Annotated in this window: 23 protein-coding genes, 2 tRNA genes, 1 rRNA gene and 1 riboswitch (1 of these 27 cut by a window edge); of the genes, 15 read left to right on the top strand and 11 right to left on the bottom strand. The window is 47.0% G+C overall.

Translation table 11 applies throughout. The annotated features are described in order from the left end of the window. The first annotated feature begins 46 nt into the window (after positions 1 to 46). Together JNUCC22_RS02995 and JNUCC22_RS03000 are read left to right on the top strand one after the other, a co-directional pair. A complete protein-coding gene (locus JNUCC22_RS02995) occupies positions 47 to 919 on the top strand; it encodes a DMT family transporter (protein WP_039062703.1) in 873 nt (290 codons plus the stop codon). Positions 920 to 1,094: 175 nt separating this feature from the next. Beyond that, on the top strand, positions 1,095 to 1,712 hold the full coding sequence (locus JNUCC22_RS03000; protein ID WP_039062704.1) for an NUDIX hydrolase: 618 nt from the start codon (positions 1,095 to 1,097) through the stop codon (positions 1,710 to 1,712). A gap of 130 nt (positions 1,713 to 1,842) precedes the next feature. Here JNUCC22_RS03000 and JNUCC22_RS03005 read toward each other — a convergent pair whose 3' ends face one another. Beyond that, positions 1,843 to 2,748: an alpha/beta fold hydrolase gene (locus tag JNUCC22_RS03005; protein WP_072588843.1), complete on the bottom strand. Its 906-nt coding sequence runs from the start codon at positions 2,746 to 2,748 to the stop codon at positions 1,843 to 1,845. Between the two features lie 21 nt (positions 2,749 to 2,769). Then, positions 2,770 to 3,825, bottom strand: coding sequence for a tartrate dehydrogenase (locus JNUCC22_RS03010; RefSeq protein WP_072588844.1), 1,056 nt, complete (start codon positions 3,823 to 3,825; stop codon positions 2,770 to 2,772). A 182-nt stretch (positions 3,826 to 4,007) separates the two neighbouring features. Between JNUCC22_RS03010 and JNUCC22_RS03015 the strand changes: the two genes are divergently transcribed. Together JNUCC22_RS03015 and JNUCC22_RS03020 are read left to right on the top strand one after the other, a co-directional pair. After that, on the top strand, positions 4,008 to 4,694 hold the full coding sequence (locus JNUCC22_RS03015) for a GntR family transcriptional regulator (protein ID WP_072588845.1): 687 nt from the start codon (positions 4,008 to 4,010) through the stop codon (positions 4,692 to 4,694). Positions 4,695 to 4,835: 141 nt separating this feature from the next. Then, positions 4,836 to 6,029, top strand: coding sequence for a macrolide family glycosyltransferase (locus JNUCC22_RS03020; RefSeq protein WP_025284340.1), 1,194 nt, complete (start codon positions 4,836 to 4,838; stop codon positions 6,027 to 6,029). 58 nt (positions 6,030 to 6,087) lie between these two features. Here JNUCC22_RS03020 and JNUCC22_RS03025 read toward each other — a convergent pair whose 3' ends face one another. Next, positions 6,088 to 6,342: a hypothetical protein gene (locus JNUCC22_RS03025; RefSeq protein ID WP_007409304.1), complete on the bottom strand. Its 255-nt coding sequence runs from the start codon at positions 6,340 to 6,342 to the stop codon at positions 6,088 to 6,090. A gap of 231 nt (positions 6,343 to 6,573) precedes the next feature. Between JNUCC22_RS03025 and JNUCC22_RS03030 the strand changes: the two genes are divergently transcribed. Together JNUCC22_RS03030 and JNUCC22_RS03035 are read left to right on the top strand one after the other, a co-directional pair. Next, entirely contained in the window at positions 6,574 to 6,843 is a 270-nt protein-coding gene (locus JNUCC22_RS03030; protein ID WP_007409303.1) for a hypothetical protein, read from the top strand. Between the two features lie 136 nt (positions 6,844 to 6,979). After that, the gene (locus JNUCC22_RS03035; RefSeq protein ID WP_072588846.1) at positions 6,980 to 8,338 is read left to right on the top strand and encodes a serine hydrolase; all 1,359 of its coding nucleotides are present in this window, start codon (positions 6,980 to 6,982) and stop codon (positions 8,336 to 8,338) included. Positions 8,339 to 8,390: 52 nt separating this feature from the next. On the opposite strand, the gene JNUCC22_RS03040 is transcribed toward JNUCC22_RS03035, so the two are convergent. After that, positions 8,391 to 8,564, bottom strand: a complete 174-nt coding sequence (locus tag JNUCC22_RS03040) for a hypothetical protein (protein WP_007409301.1) — start codon at positions 8,562 to 8,564, stop codon at positions 8,391 to 8,393. Between the two features lie 196 nt (positions 8,565 to 8,760). Here JNUCC22_RS03040 and JNUCC22_RS03045 point away from each other — a divergent pair, with 196 nt between their 5' ends. Further along, positions 8,761 to 9,327, top strand: a complete 567-nt coding sequence (locus tag JNUCC22_RS03045) for a YdhK family protein (RefSeq protein WP_007409300.1) — start codon at positions 8,761 to 8,763, stop codon at positions 9,325 to 9,327. Positions 9,328 to 9,378: 51 nt separating this feature from the next. On the opposite strand, the gene JNUCC22_RS03050 is transcribed toward JNUCC22_RS03045, so the two are convergent. Continuing rightward, entirely contained in the window at positions 9,379 to 10,539 is a 1,161-nt protein-coding gene (locus JNUCC22_RS03050) for an MFS transporter (protein ID WP_007409299.1), read from the bottom strand. Positions 10,540 to 10,593: 54 nt separating this feature from the next. Continuing rightward, positions 10,594 to 10,693: riboswitch (purine riboswitch) on the bottom strand. A gap of 177 nt (positions 10,694 to 10,870) precedes the next feature. Between JNUCC22_RS03050 and JNUCC22_RS03055 the strand changes: the two genes are divergently transcribed. The 3 genes from JNUCC22_RS03055 (at position 10,871) to JNUCC22_RS03065 (ending at position 13,598) form a co-directional block, all read left to right on the top strand. Further along, positions 10,871 to 11,587, top strand: coding sequence for a GntR family transcriptional regulator (locus JNUCC22_RS03055; RefSeq protein ID WP_007409298.1), 717 nt, complete (start codon positions 10,871 to 10,873; stop codon positions 11,585 to 11,587). 120 nt (positions 11,588 to 11,707) lie between these two features. Continuing rightward, entirely contained in the window at positions 11,708 to 12,394 is a 687-nt protein-coding gene (locus JNUCC22_RS03060; RefSeq protein ID WP_031378597.1) for a FadR/GntR family transcriptional regulator, read from the top strand. Further along, a complete protein-coding gene (locus tag JNUCC22_RS03065) occupies positions 12,384 to 13,598 on the top strand; it encodes a CynX/NimT family MFS transporter (RefSeq protein ID WP_012116961.1) in 1,215 nt (404 codons plus the stop codon). The genes JNUCC22_RS03060 and JNUCC22_RS03065 overlap by 11 nt, the downstream gene beginning before the upstream one ends. 59 nt (positions 13,599 to 13,657) lie before the next feature. Here JNUCC22_RS03065 and JNUCC22_RS03070 read toward each other — a convergent pair whose 3' ends face one another. The 6 genes from JNUCC22_RS03070 to JNUCC22_RS03095 all read right to left on the bottom strand — a co-directional run bounded on the left by JNUCC22_RS03070 (position 13,658) and on the right by JNUCC22_RS03095 (position 18,305). Then, positions 13,658 to 13,972 (bottom strand): DMT family transporter, encoded by a 315-nt coding sequence (locus JNUCC22_RS03070; protein WP_003156024.1) that lies wholly within the window; start codon positions 13,970 to 13,972, stop codon positions 13,658 to 13,660. Further along, a complete protein-coding gene (locus tag JNUCC22_RS03075) occupies positions 13,972 to 14,301 on the bottom strand; it encodes a DMT family transporter (protein WP_003156023.1) in 330 nt (109 codons plus the stop codon). The genes JNUCC22_RS03070 and JNUCC22_RS03075 overlap by 1 nt, the downstream gene beginning before the upstream one ends. Positions 14,302 to 14,373: 72 nt before the next feature. Then, on the bottom strand, positions 14,374 to 14,955 hold the full coding sequence (locus JNUCC22_RS03080; RefSeq protein ID WP_007409294.1) for a TetR/AcrR family transcriptional regulator: 582 nt from the start codon (positions 14,953 to 14,955) through the stop codon (positions 14,374 to 14,376). Positions 14,956 to 15,071: 116 nt separating this feature from the next. Further along, positions 15,072 to 16,634, bottom strand: coding sequence for an APC family permease (locus tag JNUCC22_RS03085; protein ID WP_007409293.1), 1,563 nt, complete (start codon positions 16,632 to 16,634; stop codon positions 15,072 to 15,074). A 237-nt stretch (positions 16,635 to 16,871) separates the two neighbouring features. Then, the gene (locus JNUCC22_RS03090; RefSeq protein ID WP_020955413.1) at positions 16,872 to 17,726 is read right to left on the bottom strand and encodes a manganese catalase family protein; all 855 of its coding nucleotides are present in this window, start codon (positions 17,724 to 17,726) and stop codon (positions 16,872 to 16,874) included. 111 nt (positions 17,727 to 17,837) lie between these two features. Continuing rightward, the gene (locus JNUCC22_RS03095) at positions 17,838 to 18,305 is read right to left on the bottom strand and encodes an SRPBCC family protein (protein WP_216062116.1); all 468 of its coding nucleotides are present in this window, start codon (positions 18,303 to 18,305) and stop codon (positions 17,838 to 17,840) included. Between the two features lie 127 nt (positions 18,306 to 18,432). On the opposite strand from JNUCC22_RS03095, the gene JNUCC22_RS03100 reads away from it, so the two are divergent. The 5 genes from JNUCC22_RS03100 to JNUCC22_RS03120 all read left to right on the top strand — a co-directional run. Beyond that, positions 18,433 to 19,434 (top strand): NADPH:quinone oxidoreductase family protein, encoded by a 1,002-nt coding sequence (locus tag JNUCC22_RS03100; protein WP_020955415.1) that lies wholly within the window; start codon positions 18,433 to 18,435, stop codon positions 19,432 to 19,434. Between the two features lie 428 nt (positions 19,435 to 19,862). Then, positions 19,863 to 21,281, top strand: coding sequence for a sugar porter family MFS transporter (locus JNUCC22_RS03105; RefSeq protein WP_216062117.1), 1,419 nt, complete (start codon positions 19,863 to 19,865; stop codon positions 21,279 to 21,281). A 302-nt stretch (positions 21,282 to 21,583) separates the two neighbouring features. Beyond that, positions 21,584 to 21,660, top strand: a tRNA-Arg gene (locus JNUCC22_RS03110). Between the two features lie 8 nt (positions 21,661 to 21,668). After that, positions 21,669 to 21,742, top strand: a tRNA-Gly gene (locus tag JNUCC22_RS03115). Between the two features lie 98 nt (positions 21,743 to 21,840). Next, positions 21,841 to 22,955 (top strand): 16S ribosomal RNA (locus tag JNUCC22_RS03120); it runs 435 nt beyond the window's last position.

A 22,955-nucleotide genomic window follows, 5' to 3' on the forward strand; every position in this document is an offset into this window, starting at 1 on the left:
TAGGGCATATGACGTGACCTAATATGATAACGGAGGGTGCATCAAATTGAAAAATACATTGTTTGGTTCGATTTATTTGGCATTGGCCGCCAGTATCTGGGGCGGTATGTATGTCGTCGTTAAAGTTGTTGTAGCGGTTATTCCGCCGCTTGAACTGGTATGGCTGAGATATGCGGTGGCGCTACTTTCGCTTTTGATTCTCAGTTTGTTTACACGCCAATCCTGGAAAGTTCATAAACGTGATCTATTACTGATTGCTGCGATCGGATTGATCGGCAACACGATTTCGATCGTCACGCAGGAAATCGGCACGAAATTATCAACCGCGCAGATGGGTGCGATTATTACGGCATCCACTCCCGCATTTATGGTTGTATTTGCCCGGCTGATTTTGAAAGAACGGTTAACGCTGAAAAAAGGAATATCGACAGGGCTGGCGACGATCGGAGTATTGCTCATTGTGGGGAACGGAGATCTCAATATGTCGAGCCAGCTCGGCGGTCTCTCGCTTCTGGCTGCGGCGCTGACATGGGCTTTGATGTCCGTGCTGATGAAACGGGTTCCCGGCCATTACTCACCGCTTGTCGTCACAACGTATTCCATTTGCGTCGCATTTGTCATCCTGACCCCGTTTACAGCGGGCCCGCTTCGGGAGATTCCTTTGTCTCAGCTTGCCCGGCCTGAGATATGGGGCGGACTTTTATATCTGGGTGTGATCTCAACCGCCTGCGCGTTCATGCTTTGGAATCGCGGATTGCAATTACTGAATGCGGCAAGCGGCGGTCTGTTTTTCTTCTTTCAGCCGCTTTCCGGGACTTTGCTCGGCTGGCTGCTGCTGGGAGAGACGATCGGAGGAACCTTCTGGATCGGGGCGGCTCTTATTGTTTCAGGCGTCGTTCTCGTCATGAAAGAAAAATAGAAAATGAAAAAAAGCCATTCAGCAAATGAATGGCTTTTTTCTGTTTTTCCGGCAGGATTCGCTCCGTCATACACAGAAAACAAGGAGCAGAAACGGATCATGGGCACCGGTACTCTCAAGGTGCAATACTCGGACCCTCAGGGTTTCGTCAATTAACATAACGGGCGGTGAAAAAATGGAGCCAAAATGGCTTGAATGGGCAAAACAGCTTCAATCCGCGGCGCAAGCGGGGCTGGCTTATTCCAAAGACATATATGATATTGAGAGATTTGAAGAAATAAGAAAAATAAGCGTGGATATCATGGCGCATCATACCGGCATCGATAAAAGGGTCATCAAAGACGTATTCGCCGGTGACACGGGCTATCCCACTCCGAAAGTTGATATCAGAGCGGCAGTTTTTAAAGATCAGAGCATATTAATGGTAAGAGAGAAAAGCGACGGCAGATGGGCGCTGCCGGGAGGATGGGCTGATATCGGGATTTCACCGGGCGAGACCGCTGTCAAAGAAGTAAAAGAGGAGTCGGGAATCGACGTAAAGCCCGTTAAACTGTTAGCTGTAATGGATAAGAAATGCCATTCCCATCCGCCGTCCGCCGCCCACGTTTACAAAGTGTTTATCAAATGCGAGATCATCGGCGGCCGGATCAGGGAGGGAACAGAAACAAGCGCCGCCGGCTTTTTTGCGGAAAAGGAACTGCCGCCGCTATCTGAAGCCCGCAATACAGAAAGTCAGATTGAAAAGATGTTTGCGTATCTCAAACATCCGGACGAACCCGTTTATTTTGATTAAGGCAGCAAGTAGGTAAAAGAGAGGGACTGGTTCAGAACCATTTCACTTATGAATGATCCGGCCTGTGATAGAGAAGGTAAATCATTAGGCCAGGTTTTAAAAGTCTGCCTGTCTCGGTGTGGCGCGCCCCTTAAAAAACCGTTTTTGAAAAATCGATAATCCTGCGGGCAGCTTCTGTCGGTTTTTCCTCGGGGACGTAATGGCCGCAGCCTTTTATCTCATATCCGCTGACTTCACGAATTGATTCTCTCCATGTGCCAAGCACGGGAAGACCGGCTAAGTTCCCTTTTTCTCCCCACAGCAAAAGCGTGGGAACATCCAGTTTTTTCTGTGATTCCTTTTCTGAACGATATCTCGGCAAATCAATTTGATAAGCGGCTCTGTAGTCATTAAGCGCAGCTTGAACAGCGCCGGGCTGCTTCCAGGCAGCTAAGTACCGTTCCCAGGCGCCGTCTGATGTCAGCAGGTCAAAAAGCCCGTCGCCTCTGCTTAATAAAAATCTAAGATATTCCTCTTCTTTTCCTTGTATTAATTCTTCCGGCAGATGGGGAACGACCTGAAATGTCCAGTGCCAGTATTTTTTTGCCGCTTCAGCTGCCGTCAGAGAATCATAGACGTATTCAGTCGGCATAATGTCAATGAGCACAAGGCCTGCCGCCAGTTCCGGCGCATCTAAAGCGAGCCGCCTTGCTACCCTTGCGCCTCTGTCATGCCCGGCAATTAACGCTTTTTGTATATGCAGGCGGCGCATCAGACCTTGTATATCGCTTGCCATCGTTTTGTTATCATAGCCGTTTATGCCGCTCGGCTTTTCAGAATCGCCGTAGCCCCTCAGATCAACCGCGATGACTCTATGAGAAGCGGCAAGCGTCGGAATCACATAACGCCACGTCACCCAGCTTTGCGGAAAGCCGTGCAGGAGAATGACGGGGGGAGCATCCTCCTTTCCCGTAAAGACGTAATGAAGGCGGATGCCATTTACCTCAATTGAATCATGGGTCACATGCTTTTCAAATTGTTCACGAAAAGAATCCATCTTCTCTCTCCTCATAAAATGTTATTTTTTTATTTGAGAAATAATAGCGGAAGTGACATCTTCCGTTGAATGTTTTCCGCCGACATCAGGAGTCAGAATGCCGCTGTTTGTGACCGTTTCAATAGATTGTAAGAGGAGATGGCCCAGTTCCTCTTCTCCGAATGAATCGAGCATTAATTTCGCCGTCCATATTTGGCCTATAGGATTGGCAATTCCTTTTCCGACAATATCCGGGGCGGAGCCGTGAACAGGCTCAAACATGGAAGGATATTTGCCGTTTACATTGATGTTGGCTGCGGGAGCGATTCCGATGCTTCCCATAATCGCCGCGCCGATATCTGTCAGCACATCTCCGAACAGATTCGAAGCGACAATGACATCGAAGCGTTCCGGCTGCGTGACAAAGAAGGCCGCCAGTGCATCGATGTGCTGGGAATCCGTCTCAATCCCGGCGTACTCACGGCTGACCTCTTTAAAGATGTCATCCCAGAACGGCATCGAGTGAACAATACCGTTTGATTTCGTCGCGCTTGTGACGTGTTTCCGCCGACTTTCCGCCAGTTCGAAAGCATACCGCATCACTCTTTCCGTACCCCGGCGGGAAAAGACCGCGTTTTGTATGGCGATTTCGTCCTCACCCTGATAGATTCTGCCGCCGACAGAGCTGTACTCGCCCTCACTGTTTTCGCGGACGACTATCAGATCAAAATCTTTCGGGTTAACGAGGGGGGAAGTGATTCCCGGCAGGAGCTTCGCCGGCCGCACATTAATCACCTGTTCAAATTCCCGGCGTATCTTGATGAGCAGCCCCCACAGCGAAACATGATCGGGGACGAGTTTTTGATTCCCCACCGCTCCCAAAAACAAAGCATCAAAGTGCTGTAACCTTTCTAATCCATCATCCGGCATCATAGTCCCGTGCTCCAAATAATACTCGCAGCTCCACGGAAAAGAAGTGAACTCAAAGGCAATGCCTCCATGTAATTCGGCGATCGCGTTCAACACCCGCTCCGCTTGAGGGACTGTTTCTTTCCCCACACCGTCCCCCGGTATGCTGGCAATCTTGTATGTTTTCATGTTTCCGTCACCTCTGAATGAATTGTTTTCGGTTTACGGCAGACCGTCGACCGTCGTTCATCATAATTCCATATTACGCCACCTCCGATATGCTGACAAGCTCGGGAATGTTGCTTCCATAGATAAACTGTTATATGATCTTGGTAACAATAAGGCCTAAATTGTATGAAGAGGTAGGAAAGATGGATAATTTTAAATTAGATAAGCCAATCCCGTATTATCTGCAATTTTATTCCCAATTGAAAAAAATGATATTTGAGGGGATTTTTAAACCGGGTGAACGGCTGAATGAGACTCAGCTGGCCAAGGATTTCGGAGTCAGCCGGTCGCCGGTCAGAGAAGCCATGCGGCTCCTTGAAAAGGACGGGCTTCTGACGGCAGACGATCGAAACGGCTTTGTCATTTATTCGTTGTCCGTTAAGGATGTTGAAGAGATTTATAAAATCAGAATGTCACTTGAATCACTGGCGGTCGAACTGGTTATTGATGAAGCGGCTGAGAGTGAAATTGACCTCATTGAAAAACAGCTGCGGGAGACGGAAGAAGCCATCAATAAAGGCGTCAAAGAGACTGAGATTATTTCCTTAAACGAGTCGTTTCATCGGCTCCTTGTGGATTTCAGCCGCAACAGCCGGCTGGCCATGCTGCTTGAGCATGTCAATGTGCTGATTCATTTTTGCAGAGTTCTTAATTTTAAAGGCGATGAACGTGCGGAGGTTATTCTGCATGAGCACCGGAAAGTCTTTGAAGAAATAAAAAAGGGCGACAAAACAAAAGCCGTGCAATATATGACGGAGCATCTCAAGCATGATGAAGAACATCTGAAAGGCGTGCTGAGAGCGGAAGAAACAGACGAATCATCACGATAGACAAGGCGAAATGCCTTGTCTTTTTTTTGCCGATGTCATCGAACCGTCATAAAGACCTGACGGATGTTCCTTGCATGATTTTTTCCGCGTCATTTATGATGGATATGGAAGAGACGCAAAAAAGGCAAAGGAGATTGAAAAATGGCGAAACATATTCTGATGATCAATTTTCCCGCAGAAGGACACGTAAACCCGACATTGGGTATGACAAAGGCCTTCAGCGAACGGGGCGATCACGTTCATTATATCTCAACGGAAAAATACAAAAGCAGACTGGAAGGAGTAGGGGCGAAAGTTCATCTTCACAGCGATCTGCTCAGAATGACACCTATTGATCCCGGCAGTCCGTCCGGCATACTTGCATTTTTAAAGGTTCATATCAAAACGTCACTGGAGATTTTACATATTGTGCAGCGGCTGGCAGAGGACATTCAATTCGACGCCGTCTATTATGATAAATTCGGTGCGGGAGAGCTGGTGCGGGATTATCTCAACATTCCCGGCATCTCTTCTTCAGCATCCTTCCTGTTCAATGAAGACCGTCTGAAAATACTGCCGCTCCACCCGGAATCGGGCGTGCCGTTTCAGCCGGACAGGGAATGTGAAGAGCTGTTGGCCGAGATGAAAGACAAATACGGTGTCGCCCCTGACAGCATGGTTCAATTTATGAACAACACAGGTGAATTGAACGTCGTCTATACAAGCAGATATTTTCAGCCCGAAAGTGAGACATTCGGAGATGAGTATTTATTTATCGGTCCGAGTTTTCCGAAGAGAAAAGGGCGCGTCGACTTCCCGATTGACTCACTAAAGAATGAAAAAGTCATTTATATCTCAATGGGAACGGTGCTCGGGGACACGGAAGCGTTTTTCAATCTGTGCATAGAAGCGTTCTCAGATTTTGAAGGAAAAGTAGTCATTGCCGCCGGGGAAAAAGCCGATCTGTCGAAAATCAAACAGGCGCCGGAAAACTTTATCATCGCCCCGTACGTGCCGCAGCTTGAAGTGCTGGAGCAGGCCGACGTGTTTGTCACGCATGGCGGAATGAACAGTGTAAATGAAGGCATTCATTATCAAGTGCCGCTGGTCGTCATCCCGCACGATAAAGACCAGCCGATGGTTGCGCGCCGCCTGACTGAATTGGATGCAGGCTATACAGTGCAAAAAGATGAAGTAAGCGCTGAAAAGGTAAAGCTTGCCGCGGAAGAAGTGCTGCATAACGGAAAATACAAACAAGGCATTCAAGCCATTAATGAAAGCTTTAAAGAATGTACGGACATGAAGGATGTTCTCGCCCGGATCGACCGGTTTATTGAACAAAAACATGCTCAATAATACATGGAAAAAAGCCTGTTTCCTCTGTCAAAGGGAAACAGGCTTTTTATAATGGCTTTTAGATGATGTGATGTTCTGCATTTGCAAGTTTCACAAGAGTCAAAAGAGATTCTGCCTCACGTGCGTCGAGTGTTTTTGCCAGACGGTCTTTTTCAAAGATCTGCTGGCCGAAGACATTCACTGACGCCTGGTCAACCGCTGTGTGCCAGTTCTTTTGTGAATGATTCTCAGAAAAAGAGAAAACGAACACGGTGAAGACCGCTATAAGCATCGCCATGACCCAAAATTTTTGCCGATTTCCTGCTGCTGACATAGGCCGCCTCCTAAACATTTTACTGGTATTAGATCATATATGAGCTGTTTTTAACAGAGTAAAGAAGTCATTATTTCATGTAGTCCAAATGAAACGGAGCACAGCCGAAAGCCCGCCGGTCAGGCCGATGAGCCAATTCATATTTTGTTCATATTTTATTAAAAGTTTATCCAAGTCTGTCCTTTACAGTAGATATAACCACAAAATGCTGCTGAAAGGAGCCTTTAAAAAATGCATATTCATATGATCAACAAAAACCAGTTTGAGAGTGACTTGGAGGCGGCCGGCTTCAGCCGTCAGGCAGATGATATTATCGGCAAAATGAAAGAGTACGTAACGGAATACGCGGCTTCATCCGAACGGTTCCTGATTGAAATTCAAACCGTCATGAACGAATACAAAGCCGTCGTCTGCGCGATGTTTTCGACTATGGAAATTGCCGGTGCAAATAAAGACGAGAAGCATGTTGAATTCGAAGCCTGCACAGTATTGTGTGAATAAAAGACATTCATCAAACCTCCGCGGCTGCCTGAACGGCAGTATACTGACTGGTGTTCCGGAAAGGGAAAATATTGAAACTTCTAAAGCGGCCGTTCGTATAAAAGGGTAAATCAGCTTGTATATGGAGGTTCGTGAAATGAACGAAAAGAAAAAACAAGCGTTTGAACAGCTTTTCAGCACTTTAGACGAAAGACATGAAATAAACGGCGCTGTATTGGCAGCGGAAAACGGCCGCATCTTATACCAGGGTTCATTCGGCGCTGCAGAACTGAAAACAAAGAGGATGCTGAATGACCAATCGGTCTTTGAATTGGCCTCAGTATCTAAGCCGTTTACAGCTTTGGGCGTTATCATTTTAGAGCAGCAAGGGAAGCTGCGTTATGACGATATGATAGAGCGGTGGCTTCCTGATTTTCCTTATCCGGGCATTACCATTCGGCATTTACTCCATCATACGTCAGGATTGCCGGACTATATGGAGTTGTTCTTAACACATTGGGACCGGGACAGAATTGCCGTTAATCAAGATGTGATCAATATGCTCAAGCAGCATAAGCCGGATGCTTATTTCCCGCCGGGCAAGGAGTGGCTTTACAGTAATACGGGGTATGTGGTGTTAGCGGTTATTATAGAAATTGTATCAGGCATGAGTTTTGCTGAATTTATGAAACAAGCCGTATTTCATCCGCTTCGTATGCACGATACGCGGATTTATAACAGAAGGCTGAGTAAAGAAAACATTCCGAACTATGCATATGGCTATGTGTATGATGTTCATTCCAGAGAATATGTGCTGCCGGATGAACTTGAGGAAACTGATTATGTCGTCTTTCTTGACGGAATTCAAGGTGACGGAACCGTTAACTCCGCTATTAGAGATTTATATCTGTTTGATCAGGCTCTTTATACGGAAGAAATCATCGGCAAAGAGTCTAAAGATCAAGCGTTTACACCGGGCTATTGGAATGAAGAAGAGCAATTCGGATACGGATTTGGCTGGATGATTCAAAACAGCCCCCAAAAAGGGAAGGTTATCAGTCACGACGGAGGCTGGCCGGGCTATTCAACTCTGATGATCCGGTATATTGACCAGAATAAAACATTGATTTATCTCAGCAATATGGAACAATCGTATCAATTTGAACAAGCTGTAATTGCCGCGGCTGTAAACATCTTATTTGATCAGCCATACGTGATTCCGAAACGTCCGGCAGATCAGAAAAAAGCAGATATCGATCCTGCGATTTACAGCAGATTTACCGGCAATTACTCATTTCAGGATGACACACATGCATCGGTGGCGGTAAAAGAAAACCGATTGTATCTTACAATAGACGGGCAGACTCCATTCGAATTATTCCCAATGACGGAAACCCGTTATTTTGTCAGGGCGCTGCCGCTTGAAATTGAATTTGCAGGTGATAAAGCACAAACAGCCCCGCATTTCGTTTTATATCAGGACGGCACAGAAGAAACGGCTGTGCGGATAGACTGAGTGACATGCAAAACAAAACCGCCGTCCTGAGAAGACGGCGGTAATAGAAAAGTCAGACCCCTTTGATGACGCGAAATTTTCTTTTCGGCTCTGACATAAATATAGAAGAAAAAATCATAGCTCCGAGCATTGTGATGTATTCCATATAAAGCGAAACCTCTGCCAAAACCAACCCCGCAATCATTAAAACAGCGCCCAATACCACCGCAAAAACCTTCGTTTTCATGATGAGTTCCCCCTATTATCTGATAAATGAATTATACTGCATCTCCATTAATGTGTACATTTTGTGAACAATTTCACCTGATGAAAGGCAATAAAGAGAGATTTGAAGAATTAGGAGAAATGACAGGCCATCTTTTTGTTTTACTGAAGAAACGAAAGGGAAAGTGAAAAATCAAAAAGGCAAAGGAGTTCTTGAAATGAAAGCGAGACTATTTTTATTCAGCATGTTTCTCCTGATCCCCGTTCTGGCGCTTGCCGGATGCAACAGCCAATCTTCAGGAGGAAGCGAAAAAGCGAAAGACAAAGAAACGCACTCTCACGAAGACATGAATCACTCGGGTTCATCCGAGGTGCCGAAAGGTTTAAAGAAGGCCGAAAATCCGACTTATAAGGTCGGCAGTGATGTCATGATTTTAGCTTCTCATATGAAAGGCATGAAAAATGCGCAAGGAACCGTAAAAGGTGCTTATGATACAACGGTTTACAGTGTGTCGTACACTCCGGAAACGGGAGGAAAGCGCGTCGAAGATCATAAATGGGTCATTCAGGAAGAGCTGAAGGGCGCCGGTGATAAAACGTTAAAACCGGGTGACAAGGCCGTGATCGAGGCATCCCATATGAAAGGCATGAAGGGCGCCGAAGCCGTTATTGATTCAGCCAAAAAGACAACCGTGTATATGGTCGACTATACACCGACTGACGGCGGCCAAAAAGTAACCAATCATAAATGGGTGACAGAAGACGAGCTTGCTGCCGCAAAATAAAAAGACCGCAAAAGCCGAAGGAACTCCTTTGGCTTTTTTGCGGTCTCACATTTATGCGGATTTTCTTTTCAAAGCGGGTCTCGTTAAAGAGAATACAGCTAACGCGACAGCGATAATGACAATCAAACCGCCGCACCAGGCTGTTGCTGTGACAGAACCGGTTTGTCCGATCACGCCGCCGCCGATGGCTGACCCGAGCGCGATGCCGATCTGCAAAGCGGACGTGTTGAAGCTTTGCTGAATATCGGAAGACTCAGGCGCAATTTTGATTAAATAGCTTTGCTGCGCCGGCGCAAGGCTCCAGCTGAGCAATCCCCAGATCACCATCGCAGGCAGGAAAATGATTAAAGAAACCGTTGTCAGCGGAAGAATAAACAGGATCAGAGCGAAAGAAACGGTCACAAGCATGATGCTTTTAAATGCTCCTAAACGGTCATACAGCCAGCCTCCGAACGGGCCGCCGCATACCGCTGACAGACCGAACAAAAAGTAGCATACACTGACCCAAACGGAACTCAAATGAAGCGTTCTTTCCAAAAAAGGCGCAAAGTAGGCATAGAGTGTGTAATGCCCCGCCAATGTAAACAAGGTGACAAGATGTGCGCTGGCAATTTTGGCGGTCCCGATCGTCTTGATCTGCTCACGAAACGGAATCATTTTTTCAGCAGGTATTTTTTCAAAAAAGACGCTGATAATCAGCATGGAAACGAGAGATAATACGCCGATTCCCAAGAACAGAACGCGCCATCCGAAGGCATTGCTGATGATAATGCCGACAGGCACGCCTAAAGCGATTGCGGAGCTGAACCCCATGAAAATGATGCCGATCGCCCGCGCTCTGTATTCAGGCGCCACGATTTTAGGAGCAATCGTTAAAGAAAGGACGACAATCAGCCCTGTGCTCATGGAAGCGAGCACCCGTGACACCATAAGTACGGCGAAATTGGGACTGAAATAAGCCACCAGATTACTTAGGAAGAAAATAAACAGTGCGATTAAATAAAGCCGCTTTCGTTCAGCCTTTGCCGTCACCGCCAAAAGCAGCGGGCCGGATACCGCGTAACCGAGCGCAAACACGCTGATCAGCTGCCCCGCGCTGACGATGGATATATCTAAGTCGGAAGCGATTTGCGGAAGAATACCGCCCACAATTAATTCAACCAATCCGACTGCGATGGTAGATGCTGCAAGCAGAAATACTTTGAAATTCATGTACAGATACTCCTTTTTTTATTTTTTAGAAAATAAAAAATCCTGATTACAAAAAGTGTACGGGACAATTTTTGTAATCAGGATTTTACGGTTCCTGGTAGACACCCTCAAACCATATCATTGAGGTTATACAATGTATGCAATATTCGGTTGTGTCCGTTACTGCAAAAAATTCTACCATAATAGTGAGGGAGATTCCATAGAAAATTCGAGGAAATCCTTTCAATTTCAATATCGGCGGCTGTAACGTCATTGATGAAGCAGGGAAAAAAATTTATGATAACCGTAAGGAGTCTATACAGATCAAACATTATACAGCCGGAGGAAACCGATGAATAAGTACGAAAAAATCGCCAACGAAATGAGAAAGAGGATTAAAAGCAGTGTATATGACATAGATCAGCCGATCCCGGATGAAAAGACGCTCGCTGCGGAGTTCGGGTGCAGCCGGATGACAATGAAGCGGGCGCTTGATACACTTGCGGCTGAAGGGATGCTTTTCAGAAAAAGAGGGCACGGCACGTTTATCATTCAATCAGCCATGCAGGATGAGCACGTTCACGTAGTCAGCAACGAAATTCTCGGCTTGAGCAATTTGTTAAAAGGAAAAAATATCAAGAGCAAGGTCATCCGGTTTGAAGTGCAGTTTCCGTCTCAAGATGTCGCCGCACATTTGGCCATCGATGAAAAGACTCCCGTCTATTATGTAGTGAGGCTCAGAATTGTTGAAGGCGAACCGTACGTTCTTGAAAAAACGTACATGCCGGCGAGCCTTATACCCGGCATTAATGATGAGGTGCTCAACCATTCCATCTACGATCATATTACGCGGGAACTCCAGCTCAAAATCGCAGGCTCACACAGAAAAATCAGAGCGTGCAAGTCGGATGATATGGATCAGCAATATCTCGGCTGCCGGCCGGATGACCCGATACTTGAAGTCGAGCATGTAGGCTTTTTGGACAACGGCACTCCCTTTGAATATTCATTTTCCCGCCACCGTCATGACAAGTTTGTCGTGACCTCAGTCAATATAAAACGTTCATAAAAGCGCCGAAGAGTGAGAGAAAAACTCACTCTTTTTTTGTGCCGCTGATTTACATCTTCGCTTCTTTTATGTTATATTACCCAATGATAGAATCATCCTACAAATTTCAGAGGTGTTTTGATGGAGATATCCAAAACAAGCAGACTGTCGCTCGTAGAACAAGTGGTGACGCAAATTGAATCGTTAATTCAATCGGATAAATGGCCGGTCGGGACGCGCATTCCCCCTGAGCTGGATTTAATGAAGCAATTTGATGTGAGCCGAAACACATTGCGTGAGGCCATTCGGGCGCTCGTACATGCCGGCCTGCTTCAGACAAGGCAGGGGAGCGGTACGTATGTCAGCTCATCCAGTGTTCTCGGCGCGGCATTTTACCGCCATATTAAAAAATCAAATTTGCTTGAAACATTAGAAGTCAGATACGCACTCGAAAGAGAAGCTGCGCGATTGGCGGCGGAAAGGCGTAATGACGAAGACCTGAAAGCACTGAAGGTGTGCTTGGATGAATGTGAAGCGGCCTTGCAAAATGAAGATCGAAAACGATATGCCGAGGCTGACATTAAACTGCACAAAACCATTGTACAGGCGGCCCATAACAACATGCTTTCTGATCTTTACGAGCATATGACGGAGGCGCTTTGTGCGTCAGTCCATAACCTGTTGGAAATCACCCCTGCTATACGGATCCACACCCAGCTTGCCGCCGCGATTATCGGACAGAAGCCGGATCAGGCCATGGAGGCCGTCAACCAATACATCACAGTATTTAAAGATACAATACACATGGAGGATGAACATGAAAATTAAAGACGAACATCAAATTCTGCAAGCAAGTCAGCGTAAAAAACTGATATTGCTGGTCATCGGAGTCATATTGATAGGGGCCAACCTCAGAGCGCCTCTGACATCGGTCGGGCCGCTCGTTTCCTCAATTCGGGACAGCCTCGGCATGACCAATGCGGCTGCCGGCACCATTACGACAGTGCCGCTTTTGGCCTTTGCATGTCTGTCGCCGTTTGTTCCTTTATTGTCGCGGCGCTTCGGGACCGAGATTGTGTTACTGTCATCATTAATTGTCCTGACAGCCGGAACTCTGCTGCGCTCCATCGCCGGAATCGGCACTCTCTTTTTCGGAACGATCCTGTTGGGATTGTCGATCGCCGTATGCAACGTCCTGCTGCCGAGTCTCATTAAACATAAGTTTCCTGGAAATTTAGGCATCATGACCGGCGTCTACTCGGTTTCTATGAATCTGTGCGGCGCGATTGCATCCGGCATCAGCGTGCCGATCGCCTCTTCAGCGGGGTTAGGCTGGAAAGGCGCGCTCGGCTGCTGGGCTATCCTTTCTTTCATTGCGTTTGTCATGTGGATTCCGCAAATGCGAGGACGCGAACTGCCCGTCCGCACGACTGGGACAAACGGAGAGAAGAAAAGCAGTCTGCTGCGGTCTCCGCTAGCTTGGAAGGTGACGATGTTCATGGGGCTGCAATCCCTTATTTTTTACACCGTCATTGCTTGGCTGCCGGAAATTCTTCAGCAGAATGGTCTCAGCTCAAGTAAGGCGGGATGGATGCTTTCATTAATGCAATTCTCAGTCCTGCCGATTACTTTTATCGTGCCGATCGCTGCCGCTAAAATGAAAAATCAGCGCGCGCTCGCCGGACTGACAGCTTTATTTTTCCTTATCGGCATTGCCGGCGTTCTTTTCGGAAGCCCGGCTCTCACTCCGCTATGGGTCATTTTGATCGGAATTGCGGGAGGATGTGCGTTCAGCTTGGCGATGATGTTCTTCAGCCTGCGGACCCGGCATGTTCATGAAGCCGCGGCGCTTTCCGGCATGGCCCAGTCATTCGGATACCTGCTTGCCGCGTTCGGGCCGCTCGTATTCGGTTTGCTGCATGACATCACGCACGGCTGGACGGTTCCGTTATTCATGCTGATCGCAGTCTCCGTTCTGATCTTTATTTTCGGAGTCGGAGCGGGAAAAGCAGAACAGATCAAAACAGCATAAAAAAACAAAGGGCCCGCTTAGGGTCCTTTGTTTTTTATTTAAAAAGCTGTCTCAGGCCGTCACGCTGTCAGTTTTAAGCCGATGACACCGATGAGGATAAGCCCCAGAGACACCAATTGTGACAGGTTGAATTTTTCTTTAAACCAAAGTATGCCCACGGCCGAAACGCCGATGCTTCCCATGCCGGTCCAAGCCGCATACGCGACACCTGTGGGAAGAACCTGCATCGCTCCGGAAAGGCAAAAGAATGAAAGCATAAAGCCTGTTACCATGACAATCAGCGGCCACTTTTTTTTAAAACCGTCAATATGTTTCATGGCAACGGCCGCTACAACTTCCTCCGCTCCGGCAATAAATAACAGCAGCCATGCCATTAATGTTCACCCCTTGTTTCAGTTTCTTTCGTAAATACCTTCATTCCTAAAATGCCGGACAACAGCAAAGCCAAAAAGAATATTTGCCCGATTGAAAACGATTCGCCTAAAATGACGCCCGTTACATATGTGCCGACGGTGCCTATTCCGACAAAAACGGTATATGCGGCAGCCATCGGAATTTTTTTATAAGAGCGGATCAGCATCAGAAAGCTGACGGCAATCAGAAGGAAAATACCAATCCAATCAAAGAGCGAATCCGCATGCTTCAGGGCGGACGCCCAAACTACTTCTAACAGTCCGGCTATCAATACAAGCAGCCAATACATGATACAGTCACCTCAGTTATGAATGAATGTCAGTCATTTTTACGGCGGTCAAAAATGATCGGTCTCTGCCAATCATTTCTGCAAGCTTCTTTTGAGAAAGCTGAATATTTCTTTTTTATATACTTCGAGATCGACATCCTGTTCACAGCCGATATAAAACCGTTCAGCCGCGTTCTCGACAACGTTGATAATCGTTCTGGCCGTCCATCTGACATGAATGCCGCTGTGGACCTCACCCTGTTCAATGGCCGTATTGATCACGCCTTCCAGCCAGGAATAATAAGGCTGATAAATGGCTTCCCATTTCTCCATTGAATGATCGATGGCAAGACCGGAATAACAGAGAACGATAATATCTTTATGAAGCCGGGTGATGTGAAATGTCTCATCTACCAAAATGTCCAGCAACGTCCAAAAATCTTCAGAACCGTCCGTTTTCCCTTTTATTCTGTCCAGCGTAGTGTCGAGCAGGTTTTCTGCAATCGCGGATATCAGTGCGTTTTTAGAAGAAAAATATAAGTAAAACGTACCTTGGGCCGTTCCGGCTTTTTTGACGATTTCTGAAATGGATGCTTTGTCTAATCCTTTTTCAGAAATGACTTCAATCGCGGCTTGCAGGATCTTTTCGTATTTTCCCGAGCTTTGTTTTGCCAATAGAGGGGTTCCTCCTTTTATGAATGACTGTCATTCATTTTATCGCATGTTCTCTTTTTTGTCATCCCTTAAAATAAAAATACCGGAAAGAAGACCATACTTCTTTCCGGCATTCGTCATTTATCACTGTCGATCATAGCCTTCGGCAGTCCCGTATATTTTGCCCAGTAATAAATACCGAGCGAACCGATGGCGATCAGAATCAGGTCAAGCGGATTGCTGATAATGCCCAATCCGTGGCCGAACGAGCCGAGATAGGAGAAAATCAGCATCATGACATAAAAGCCGACGATCCACCATGCTGATTTCAGCTGCTGCCGTATGCTGACATCATCTTTGGGAGCATATTTACTGAAACAGAGATAGATCAGAAACATGACAATTTGAGAACCGAGAAGCCAGGATACGGTGCGCCATCCGGACCAATATACAATATAAGAGGTAAAAATAAACGACAGCGGCCCGATGATGCTCATCCCTTTTAAATAAAACGGTCTGTTAATATTCTTCGCGTTGACTCTCAGCGCCGCAGAAGAAATCGGCGCAATCGCATAAGACAGAATCAATGCGACGGAGCATACGTTGACAAGAGCGTTCCAAGAAGGGAACGGAAGCGTCCAAAAAACAGCCAGACCGAACGAAAGCCAAAGGGAGGCACGCGGTGTCCCGGTTTCTTTATTGACTTTAGAAAAAATGCTGAATAATGTTCCGTTTCTGGCCCAGGCATAGACGAGACGTGAAGTCGTATTCATAAAGATATTTCCGTTACCGCCCGGTGATAAAATCGCATCTAAAATGACCAATGTCGCCAGCCACCCCAAACCGAGTAAAACGGCGATATCTTTGAACGGAAGGGAGAATTCAGTCCCGATAGCCGGCCATCCGTGCTTCAGGGTATCCGCCGGGATCGCCCCGATAAAAGTGAGCTGCAGCACGGTGTAAATAATAGTAGACACGATAATACAGACAATCAATGCGATCGGAATGTTCCGCTTCGGATTCTGCACTTCACTCGCGACAGCCACAATCGGATGCAGCCCAAGGTATGCAAACATGACGCCGCCTGTGGAAATCGCGGCCTGAATTCCGGTGAAGCCAAAAGGCGCGAATCCGTGAACGGTCATATTGCCCGGGTGAAAATGAAAAATCAGTACCACAATTACCGTAATCGGTACGACATATTTAAAAATCGAAATAATGAAGTTTGCTTTCGCAAAGGTTTTGACACTCCAGTAATTGAGGAGGAAGAACAGGCAGAGCAGCGCAAATTGCAATATCCACCCGGCAATTGTCGGAGAATCGGAGCCTTTTACGGTCAAACCGGGAAACCAATACGCCACGTATTGGCGGACTGCCGTGACTTCTATAGAAATAAGGCTCGTGTATGCCACAATGGTGACAAAGGAAATTAAATATCCGACCAGGTGTCCGTGTGAATATACGGGATACCGGATAATTCCCCCGGTCCGCGGCAGCGCGGCGCCCAGTTCCGCATAAACCAAGCCGATCAATAAGATGATTCCCCCGCCGATCAGCCAGGAAAAAACGCCTGATGGGCCCGCTTTAGAGGCGACGTTGCTGACGGCAAACAGCCATGCCGAACCGAATATGGCTCCCATGCCGATTAAAATAAGATCAAAAAGTGACATAGTTTTCTGGAAGTTTCCTTGCTTAGACATTCGCTGCCTCCTTAGAAAAGACATTGTTCTCTTTACATAATTCCCATTATCATTCAAACATACCCAGCCGGCCGGCTGGAAAATTAGGACAACTTTCGAAACGAAGTATGTACAGCAATGTGCTCACATTATAATAACGGCCGTATGGCAAGATCTCCCGGCTTATATTCCCCGTTTTAAACACATTCAAACCTCATATTCAGAAAAACAAAAAACGCCCGAAACAGGCGTTTTTTGTTACAAGTTCATATCTTTCAGTCCGGGGCTGTGCTCATTCGGAAGTTCAGGAAGTTCCGGCACGGGGAAACCTTTAGGAGGCTCGGACACACTTAAGTCTCCGCCGTTTCGGCTCGGCGTCGTTCCCTGCAGAATTTCTCCGATCCGTGTCGGATCCAGTCTGAAATTAAATTGGGTATTATGATAACCCATCTCAACGAATTTCCGGCATTCCGGGTATTTTTCAATATCATAATTCGGCACGGGAAATAATTTGCCCCATTCGACACCCAGTGTTTCCAACGCTTTTGTAAATGCATTTTGATGGGCGTTGTCACGGACGATCAGAAAACCGAGTGTTTCTCTGAACGTCTGATTTGAACTCATTTCATAAATGCGTGTCTTTTGCAGCACGCCGGTTGATTCCAGCACGACATTGTCCAATAAATCGGAAATCAGATTCCCGTGGTTGTATACCCAAGACCCGTTCCATGGATTGCCGCCGGCGTCTACAGGAAGAGAACTTTGCGCTCCGATGATAAAATGGTGCGGATTGGCGTGTTTAACTGCTTCGTCAAGCGGCGCCTGATCTGCTGCCTGATTTCCGGGGCCCTCAGCGCCGCTTTCGTCGAGCAGCGCATTAATCGTATGCTGGACAAGCTCAACGTGTGCGATCTCTTCTAAAAATACACCGCGAAGCAGGTCACGGAACTGTTTTTCTTTTCCTCTGAAATTAGAGCTTTGGAAAAAGTATTGCATCATCGTCCGCATTTCTCCGTAGTGCCCGCCTAAAATTTCCTGAAGCACCTTGGCCGCGGCCGGGTCCGGCTTGTCCGGTTTAATGATATTGATCAGCTCTTCTTTGTAATAATACATAAACAGCGCCCCCTGAAAGAAGTTTTCGGTTCTTCTGTTAGTGTCTTTGCAAAGTCAGTTTTTATGTATCGGCATCAAAAAAAGGACGGAAAGCGTGTCCGTCCTTCTGTGTTAAGCCTCAACAGCCCCGCGAAGTTTCGTGTTGACAAGCCCGTTCCATCCTTGATCCATCGTACTGTGAATCTCGGAGCTTTTCCGATGGACTTTATTGATGACGGCTTCCGGCTCTTTCCATCCGCCGTGAATGAGAGTGAATTCCGTATCTCCGCTTTCCGTTTCCTTTAAGACAAAAGAAACGATCCAGCCTTCCGTATCCCACGAAAAAGAAAGGCGGTACGGCGCTTCAATATCCAGCAGCTTGCACGGAGACGGACCGAACGGAGATTCCAGCTGAAACTCACTGTCTTCTTGAGGTGTGAAATCATTCGGCATAAACCAGAGAGACAGGCCGTCCGCAGTGGAGACCGTATCCCAGACAACTTGTATCGGCGCCTTGAAAACGGCGGTATGAATAATGTCCGGTAATGGATGATTGCTGCTGTTGTTGTTTTTGTTATCTTTGTTTTGTTTATCAGACATGATGCGTAACCACTCTTTCGCTGTTTTTACTTTTGATCATACTACACGGGGCAGGACATTTGAAAACAAATCAAACTTATTTTATGCTTTTCCAAAGCCATTCAATTCATTTTAAGGAGACGTAGTGATGACAGATCAATTTAAAGCGTTAGTAGTCGATCAACGTGAAGACCGGTTTTCAGTCAGCGTACGGGAGCTGGCGGTTCAGGACCTTCCCGAGGGTGAAGTGCTGATTAAGGTTTGCTACTCAGGGGTGAATTATAAAGACAGCTTGGCTGCCATTCCTGACGGCAAGATCGTAACGTCGTATCCTTTCGTGCCGGGAATTGATTTAGCAGGAATTGTCGTTTCCTCAGATGACGCCCGTTTCAAAGAGGGGGATAGGGTCATTGCGACAAGCTACGGCATAGGTGTTTCCCGCTTTGGCGGTTATAGCGGGATGGCCCGCATTCCGGCAGATTGGATCGTGCCGCTGCCTGAAGGTCTGACACTTAAAGAAGCCATGACGATCGGAACCGCCGGCTTCACTGCCGCATTGTCCGTCCAGCGTCTTGAAGAAAACCATGCCGCTCCTGAAAAAGGGAAGGTGCTGGTGACAGGAGCGACAGGCGGCGTCGGAAGCTTTGCTGTCTCCATTCTTTCAACCTTAGGTTACGAGGTCGAGGCCAGTACGGGAAAAGAAGACGAAAGCGGCTATTTGAAGAGCCTCGGAGCAAAGACGGTCATTCACCGTGACGAAGTGTATAACGGCACGTTAAAACCAATGCAAAAACAAAAATGGGCAGCGGCCGTCGATCCGGTCGGAGGTGAGCCGCTTGCTTCAGTTCTCAGCCAGATTCAGTACGGCGGATCAGTTGCTGTGAGCGGACTGACAGCGGGAACGAAACTCCCGGCTACAGTCTTTCCGTTTATATTGCGCGGCGTCAGTCTCTTGGGAATCGATTCCGTATTCTGTCCGATGGAGACAAGAAAGAAAACATGGCAGCGTTTAGCTGATGACTTCAAGCCTGCAGATCTGGAGGCCTTTATTCAAAAGGAAATTACACTTGAAGAGCTGCCGGATACGCTTCCTGCTCTTTTAAAAGGAGAAGCGAGAGGAAGAACGATCGTTACAATAAACGAAGAATAAATCAAAAACCCCCAACTGCTGATTGGGGGTTTTCGAGATTTAATCAATTATTTATCAAAAAGAGATTAACTATTGATCATATAGTGAAAATGAGTTGATTAAAAACATAAATTGATTACATGTAGGTAATATAAAGATAAGTTATAAAATTTTCTGAAATATTTATTGACTGAAAGCGCTTTTAAAATTATGATAATAACATAAATGCCAATAATATCATTATAACTTCACTATAAAGTAACTATAAAATAACAATTTGACGAGAGGGGAGAGCGGATAATCACTATAAATGATAACGCTTTCAGATTATTTTCTTCTTATATAACTGTTTTGGACGGTCAGAACTTGTATGCAGACGTTATAGGTGCAAATATTGATAACTGAATATTCCGATATTATCTCTATGTAAAAACTAGGAGGATTTGAAGATGAATAAAAATAGCAGCCAGCATTCATTTTTGAGAACCATCATTTTAGTATCGACGTTCGGGGGTCTACTTTTCGGCTACGATACAGGTGTAATTAATGGGGCGCTGCCGTTCATGGCGGAAGCTGACCAGCTTAATCTTACCGCTTTGACTGAAGGGATGGTGGCGAGCTCCCTGCTCTTGGGTGCTGCGATCGGCGCAGTTTTCGGAGGGAGATTGTCGGACTATAACGGCAGACGTAAAAATATCCTTATCCTTGCCGTTTTGTTCTTTGCAGCGACGCTTGGATGTACACTGGCGCCTAACGTATCGGTTATGATCATCTCCCGTTTTCTGCTGGGGCTTGCCGTCGGGGGAGCATCCGTAACCGTTCCGGCATATTTGGCTGAAATGTCGCCGGCGGAAAGCCGAGGGAGAATGGTTACCCAAAATGAATTGATGATTGTAACGGGCCAGCTGCTTGCCTTCACGTGTAATGCTATCATCGGCAATGTGCTTGGTGATACCTCTCACGCTTGGCGTTATATGCTCGTTATCGCGGCCCTTCCGGCGGTATTCTTGTTTTTCGGTATGCTGAAAGTTCCTGAAAGTCCGCGCTGGCTGGTTTCTAAAGGAAGAAAAGAAGATGCTCTGCTTGTTCTCCGGCGAATAAGGAATGAAGAGAAAGCAAAGTCTGAGCTCGCTGAGATTGAATCTGCCTTTCATAAGGAAGCTGAGATGGAGCAGGCGACCTTTAAGGATCTTGCCGTTCCGTGGGTGCGCCGCATTGTGTTTATCGGGATCGGAATTGCGGTAGTGCAGCAGCTCACCGGCGTGAATTCAATTATGTATTATGGAACTCAAATTTTAAAAGATGCCGGTTTCGAGACAAAAGCCGCATTAATCGGCAATATCGCTAACGGTGTGATTTCGGTGCTCGCGACTTTTGTAGGAATATGGCTTCTCGGCAAAGTCGGCCGCCGCCCGATGCTGATGACGGGGCTGATCGGAACGACTGCGGTGCTGCTTTTGATCGGAGTTCTGTCTGTCGTGCTGAAAGGATCGCCTGCTCTTCCTTATGTGGTTCTTTCATTAACAGTCACTTTCCTTGCGTTTCAGCAGGGGGCTGTCTCTCCGGTGACCTGGCTGATGCTGTCGGAGATATTCCCGCTTCGATTGCGGGGACTTGGTATGGGGGTCACTGTCTTCTGCCTCTGGATCGTGAACTTCCTTGTTGGTTTCACTTTTCCGGTCCTGCTCGCAAACATCGGATTGTCTGCAACCTTCTTCATTTTTGTCCTGTTAGGGATAGCGTCCGTTATATTTGTGAAAAGGTTCCTTCCGGAAACGAAAGGTCTGTCGCTCGAACAGCTTGAACAAAACTTCCGTACTTATGAAAAAACAGATCGTAATAGCGCAGAAGCCAAGGTGAGCGGGTAATCTGGATAGACGCGGGGTTCCTAGGAATCCTGCTTTTTTATTTATTATATAGAAGGGAATAATAAGTGAGAAAAAAGTTTCGTAAAAGTGTTGACCTAATTTAAAGTGCATGGTATATTATTAAACGTCGCTGATGAACAAAGCGATAACGACAAATGAGAAAATGATCTTTTAAAAAAAGACTTTACAAATTCTCAAAAGCGTGTATAATAAACGAGGTCGAGAAAAAGACTTCGAAAAGAAATAAAAAAACACTTGACATCATAACTGATTGGTAGTATGATAGTTAAGTCGCCTGATAAGCGCCCGTAGCTCAATTGGATAGAGCGTTTGACTACGGATCAAAAGGTTAGGGGTTCGACTCCTCTCGGGCGCGCCAATTCAAACGCGGGTGTAGTTTAGTGGTAAAACCTCAGCCTTCCAAGCTGATGTCGTGAGTTCGATTCTCATCACCCGCTCCATTATAATGATCTTTGAAAACTAAACAAGACAAAACGTACCTGTTAATTCAAAGTTTTAAATAAATCGCACAGCGATGTGCGTAGTCAGTCAAACTACTTTATCGGAGAGTTTGATCCTGGCTCAGGACGAACGCTGGCGGCGTGCCTAATACATGCAAGTCGAGCGGACAGATGGGAGCTTGCTCCCTGATGTTAGCGGCGGACGGGTGAGTAACACGTGGGTAACCTGCCTGTAAGACTGGGATAACTCCGGGAAACCGGGGCTAATACCGGATGGTTGTCTGAACCGCATGGTTCAGACATAAAAGGTGGCTTCGGCTACCACTTACAGATGGACCCGCGGCGCATTAGCTAGTTGGTGAGGTAACGGCTCACCAAGGCGACGATGCGTAGCCGACCTGAGAGGGTGATCGGCCACACTGGGACTGAGACACGGCCCAGACTCCTACGGGAGGCAGCAGTAGGGAATCTTCCGCAATGGACGAAAGTCTGACGGAGCAACGCCGCGTGAGTGATGAAGGTTTTCGGATCGTAAAGCTCTGTTGTTAGGGAAGAACAAGTGCCGTTCAAATAGGGCGGCACCTTGACGGTACCTAACCAGAAAGCCACGGCTAACTACGTGCCAGCAGCCGCGGTAATACGTAGGTGGCAAGCGTTGTCCGGAATTATTGGGCGTAAAGGGCTCGCAGGCGGTTTCTTAAGTCTGATGTGAAAGCCCCCGGCTCAACCGGGGAGGGTCATTGGAAACTGGGGAACTTGAGTGCAGAAGAGGAGAGTGGAATTCCACGTGTAGCGGTGAAATGCGTAGAGATGTGGAGGAACACCAGTGGCGAAGGCGACTCTCTGGTCTGTAACTGACGCTGAGGAGCGAAAGCGTGGGGAGCGAACAGGATTAGATACCCTGGTAGTCCACGCCGTAAACGATGAGTGCTAAGTGTTAGGGGGTTTCCGCCCCTTAGTGCTGCAGCTAACGCATTAAGCACTCCGCCTGGGGAGTACGGTCGCAAGACTGAAACTCAAAGGAATTGACGGGGGCCCGCACAAGCGGTGGAGCATGTGGTTTAATTCGAAGCAACGCGAAGAACCTTACCAGGTCTTGACATCCTCTGACAATCCTAGAGATAGGACGTCCCCTTCGGGGGCAGAGTGACAGGTGGTGCATGGTTGTCGTCAGCTCGTGTCGTGAGATGTTGGGTTAAGTCCCGCAACGAGC

Origin of the sequence: Bacillus sp. JNUCC-22, assembly GCF_018861275.1 — a bacterium.
Lineage (GTDB): Bacteria > Bacillota > Bacilli > Bacillales > Bacillaceae > Bacillus > Bacillus velezensis.

What these genes read in the sequence shown, in the direction of transcription:
- JNUCC22_RS03000 (WP_039062704.1), top strand. Translation starts at nt 1,095, where the DNA reads ATGGAGCCAAAATGGCTTGAATGGGCAAAACAGCTTCAATCCGCGGCG.
- JNUCC22_RS03005 (WP_072588843.1), bottom strand. Translation starts at nt 2,748, where the DNA reads ATGGATTCTTTTCGTGAACAATTTGAAAAGCATGTGACCCATGATTCA.
- JNUCC22_RS03010 (WP_072588844.1), bottom strand. Translation starts at nt 3,825, where the DNA reads ATGAAAACATACAAGATTGCCAGCATACCGGGGGACGGTGTGGGGAAA.
- JNUCC22_RS03015 (WP_072588845.1), top strand. Translation starts at nt 4,008, where the DNA reads ATGGATAATTTTAAATTAGATAAGCCAATCCCGTATTATCTGCAATTT.
- JNUCC22_RS03020 (WP_025284340.1), top strand. Translation starts at nt 4,836, where the DNA reads ATGGCGAAACATATTCTGATGATCAATTTTCCCGCAGAAGGACACGTA.
- JNUCC22_RS03025 (WP_007409304.1), bottom strand. Translation starts at nt 6,342, where the DNA reads ATGTCAGCAGCAGGAAATCGGCAAAAATTTTGGGTCATGGCGATGCTT.
- JNUCC22_RS03030 (WP_007409303.1), top strand. Translation starts at nt 6,574, where the DNA reads ATGCATATTCATATGATCAACAAAAACCAGTTTGAGAGTGACTTGGAG.
- JNUCC22_RS03035 (WP_072588846.1), top strand. Translation starts at nt 6,980, where the DNA reads ATGAACGAAAAGAAAAAACAAGCGTTTGAACAGCTTTTCAGCACTTTA.
- JNUCC22_RS03040 (WP_007409301.1), bottom strand. Translation starts at nt 8,564, where the DNA reads ATGAAAACGAAGGTTTTTGCGGTGGTATTGGGCGCTGTTTTAATGATT.
- JNUCC22_RS03045 (WP_007409300.1), top strand. Translation starts at nt 8,761, where the DNA reads ATGAAAGCGAGACTATTTTTATTCAGCATGTTTCTCCTGATCCCCGTT.
- JNUCC22_RS03050 (WP_007409299.1), bottom strand. Translation starts at nt 10,539, where the DNA reads ATGAATTTCAAAGTATTTCTGCTTGCAGCATCTACCATCGCAGTCGGA.
- JNUCC22_RS03055 (WP_007409298.1), top strand. Translation starts at nt 10,871, where the DNA reads ATGAATAAGTACGAAAAAATCGCCAACGAAATGAGAAAGAGGATTAAA.
- JNUCC22_RS03060 (WP_031378597.1), top strand. Translation starts at nt 11,708, where the DNA reads ATGGAGATATCCAAAACAAGCAGACTGTCGCTCGTAGAACAAGTGGTG.
- JNUCC22_RS03065 (WP_012116961.1), top strand. Translation starts at nt 12,384, where the DNA reads ATGAAAATTAAAGACGAACATCAAATTCTGCAAGCAAGTCAGCGTAAA.
- JNUCC22_RS03070 (WP_003156024.1), bottom strand. Translation starts at nt 13,972, where the DNA reads ATGGCATGGCTGCTGTTATTTATTGCCGGAGCGGAGGAAGTTGTAGCG.
- JNUCC22_RS03075 (WP_003156023.1), bottom strand. Translation starts at nt 14,301, where the DNA reads ATGTATTGGCTGCTTGTATTGATAGCCGGACTGTTAGAAGTAGTTTGG.
- JNUCC22_RS03085 (WP_007409293.1), bottom strand. Translation starts at nt 16,634, where the DNA reads ATGTCTAAGCAAGGAAACTTCCAGAAAACTATGTCACTTTTTGATCTT.
- JNUCC22_RS03090 (WP_020955413.1), bottom strand. Translation starts at nt 17,726, where the DNA reads ATGTATTATTACAAAGAAGAGCTGATCAATATCATTAAACCGGACAAG.
- JNUCC22_RS03095 (WP_216062116.1), bottom strand. Translation starts at nt 18,305, where the DNA reads ATGTCTGATAAACAAAACAAAGATAACAAAAACAACAACAGCAGCAAT.
- JNUCC22_RS03100 (WP_020955415.1), top strand. Translation starts at nt 18,433, where the DNA reads ATGACAGATCAATTTAAAGCGTTAGTAGTCGATCAACGTGAAGACCGG.
- JNUCC22_RS03105 (WP_216062117.1), top strand. Translation starts at nt 19,863, where the DNA reads ATGAATAAAAATAGCAGCCAGCATTCATTTTTGAGAACCATCATTTTA.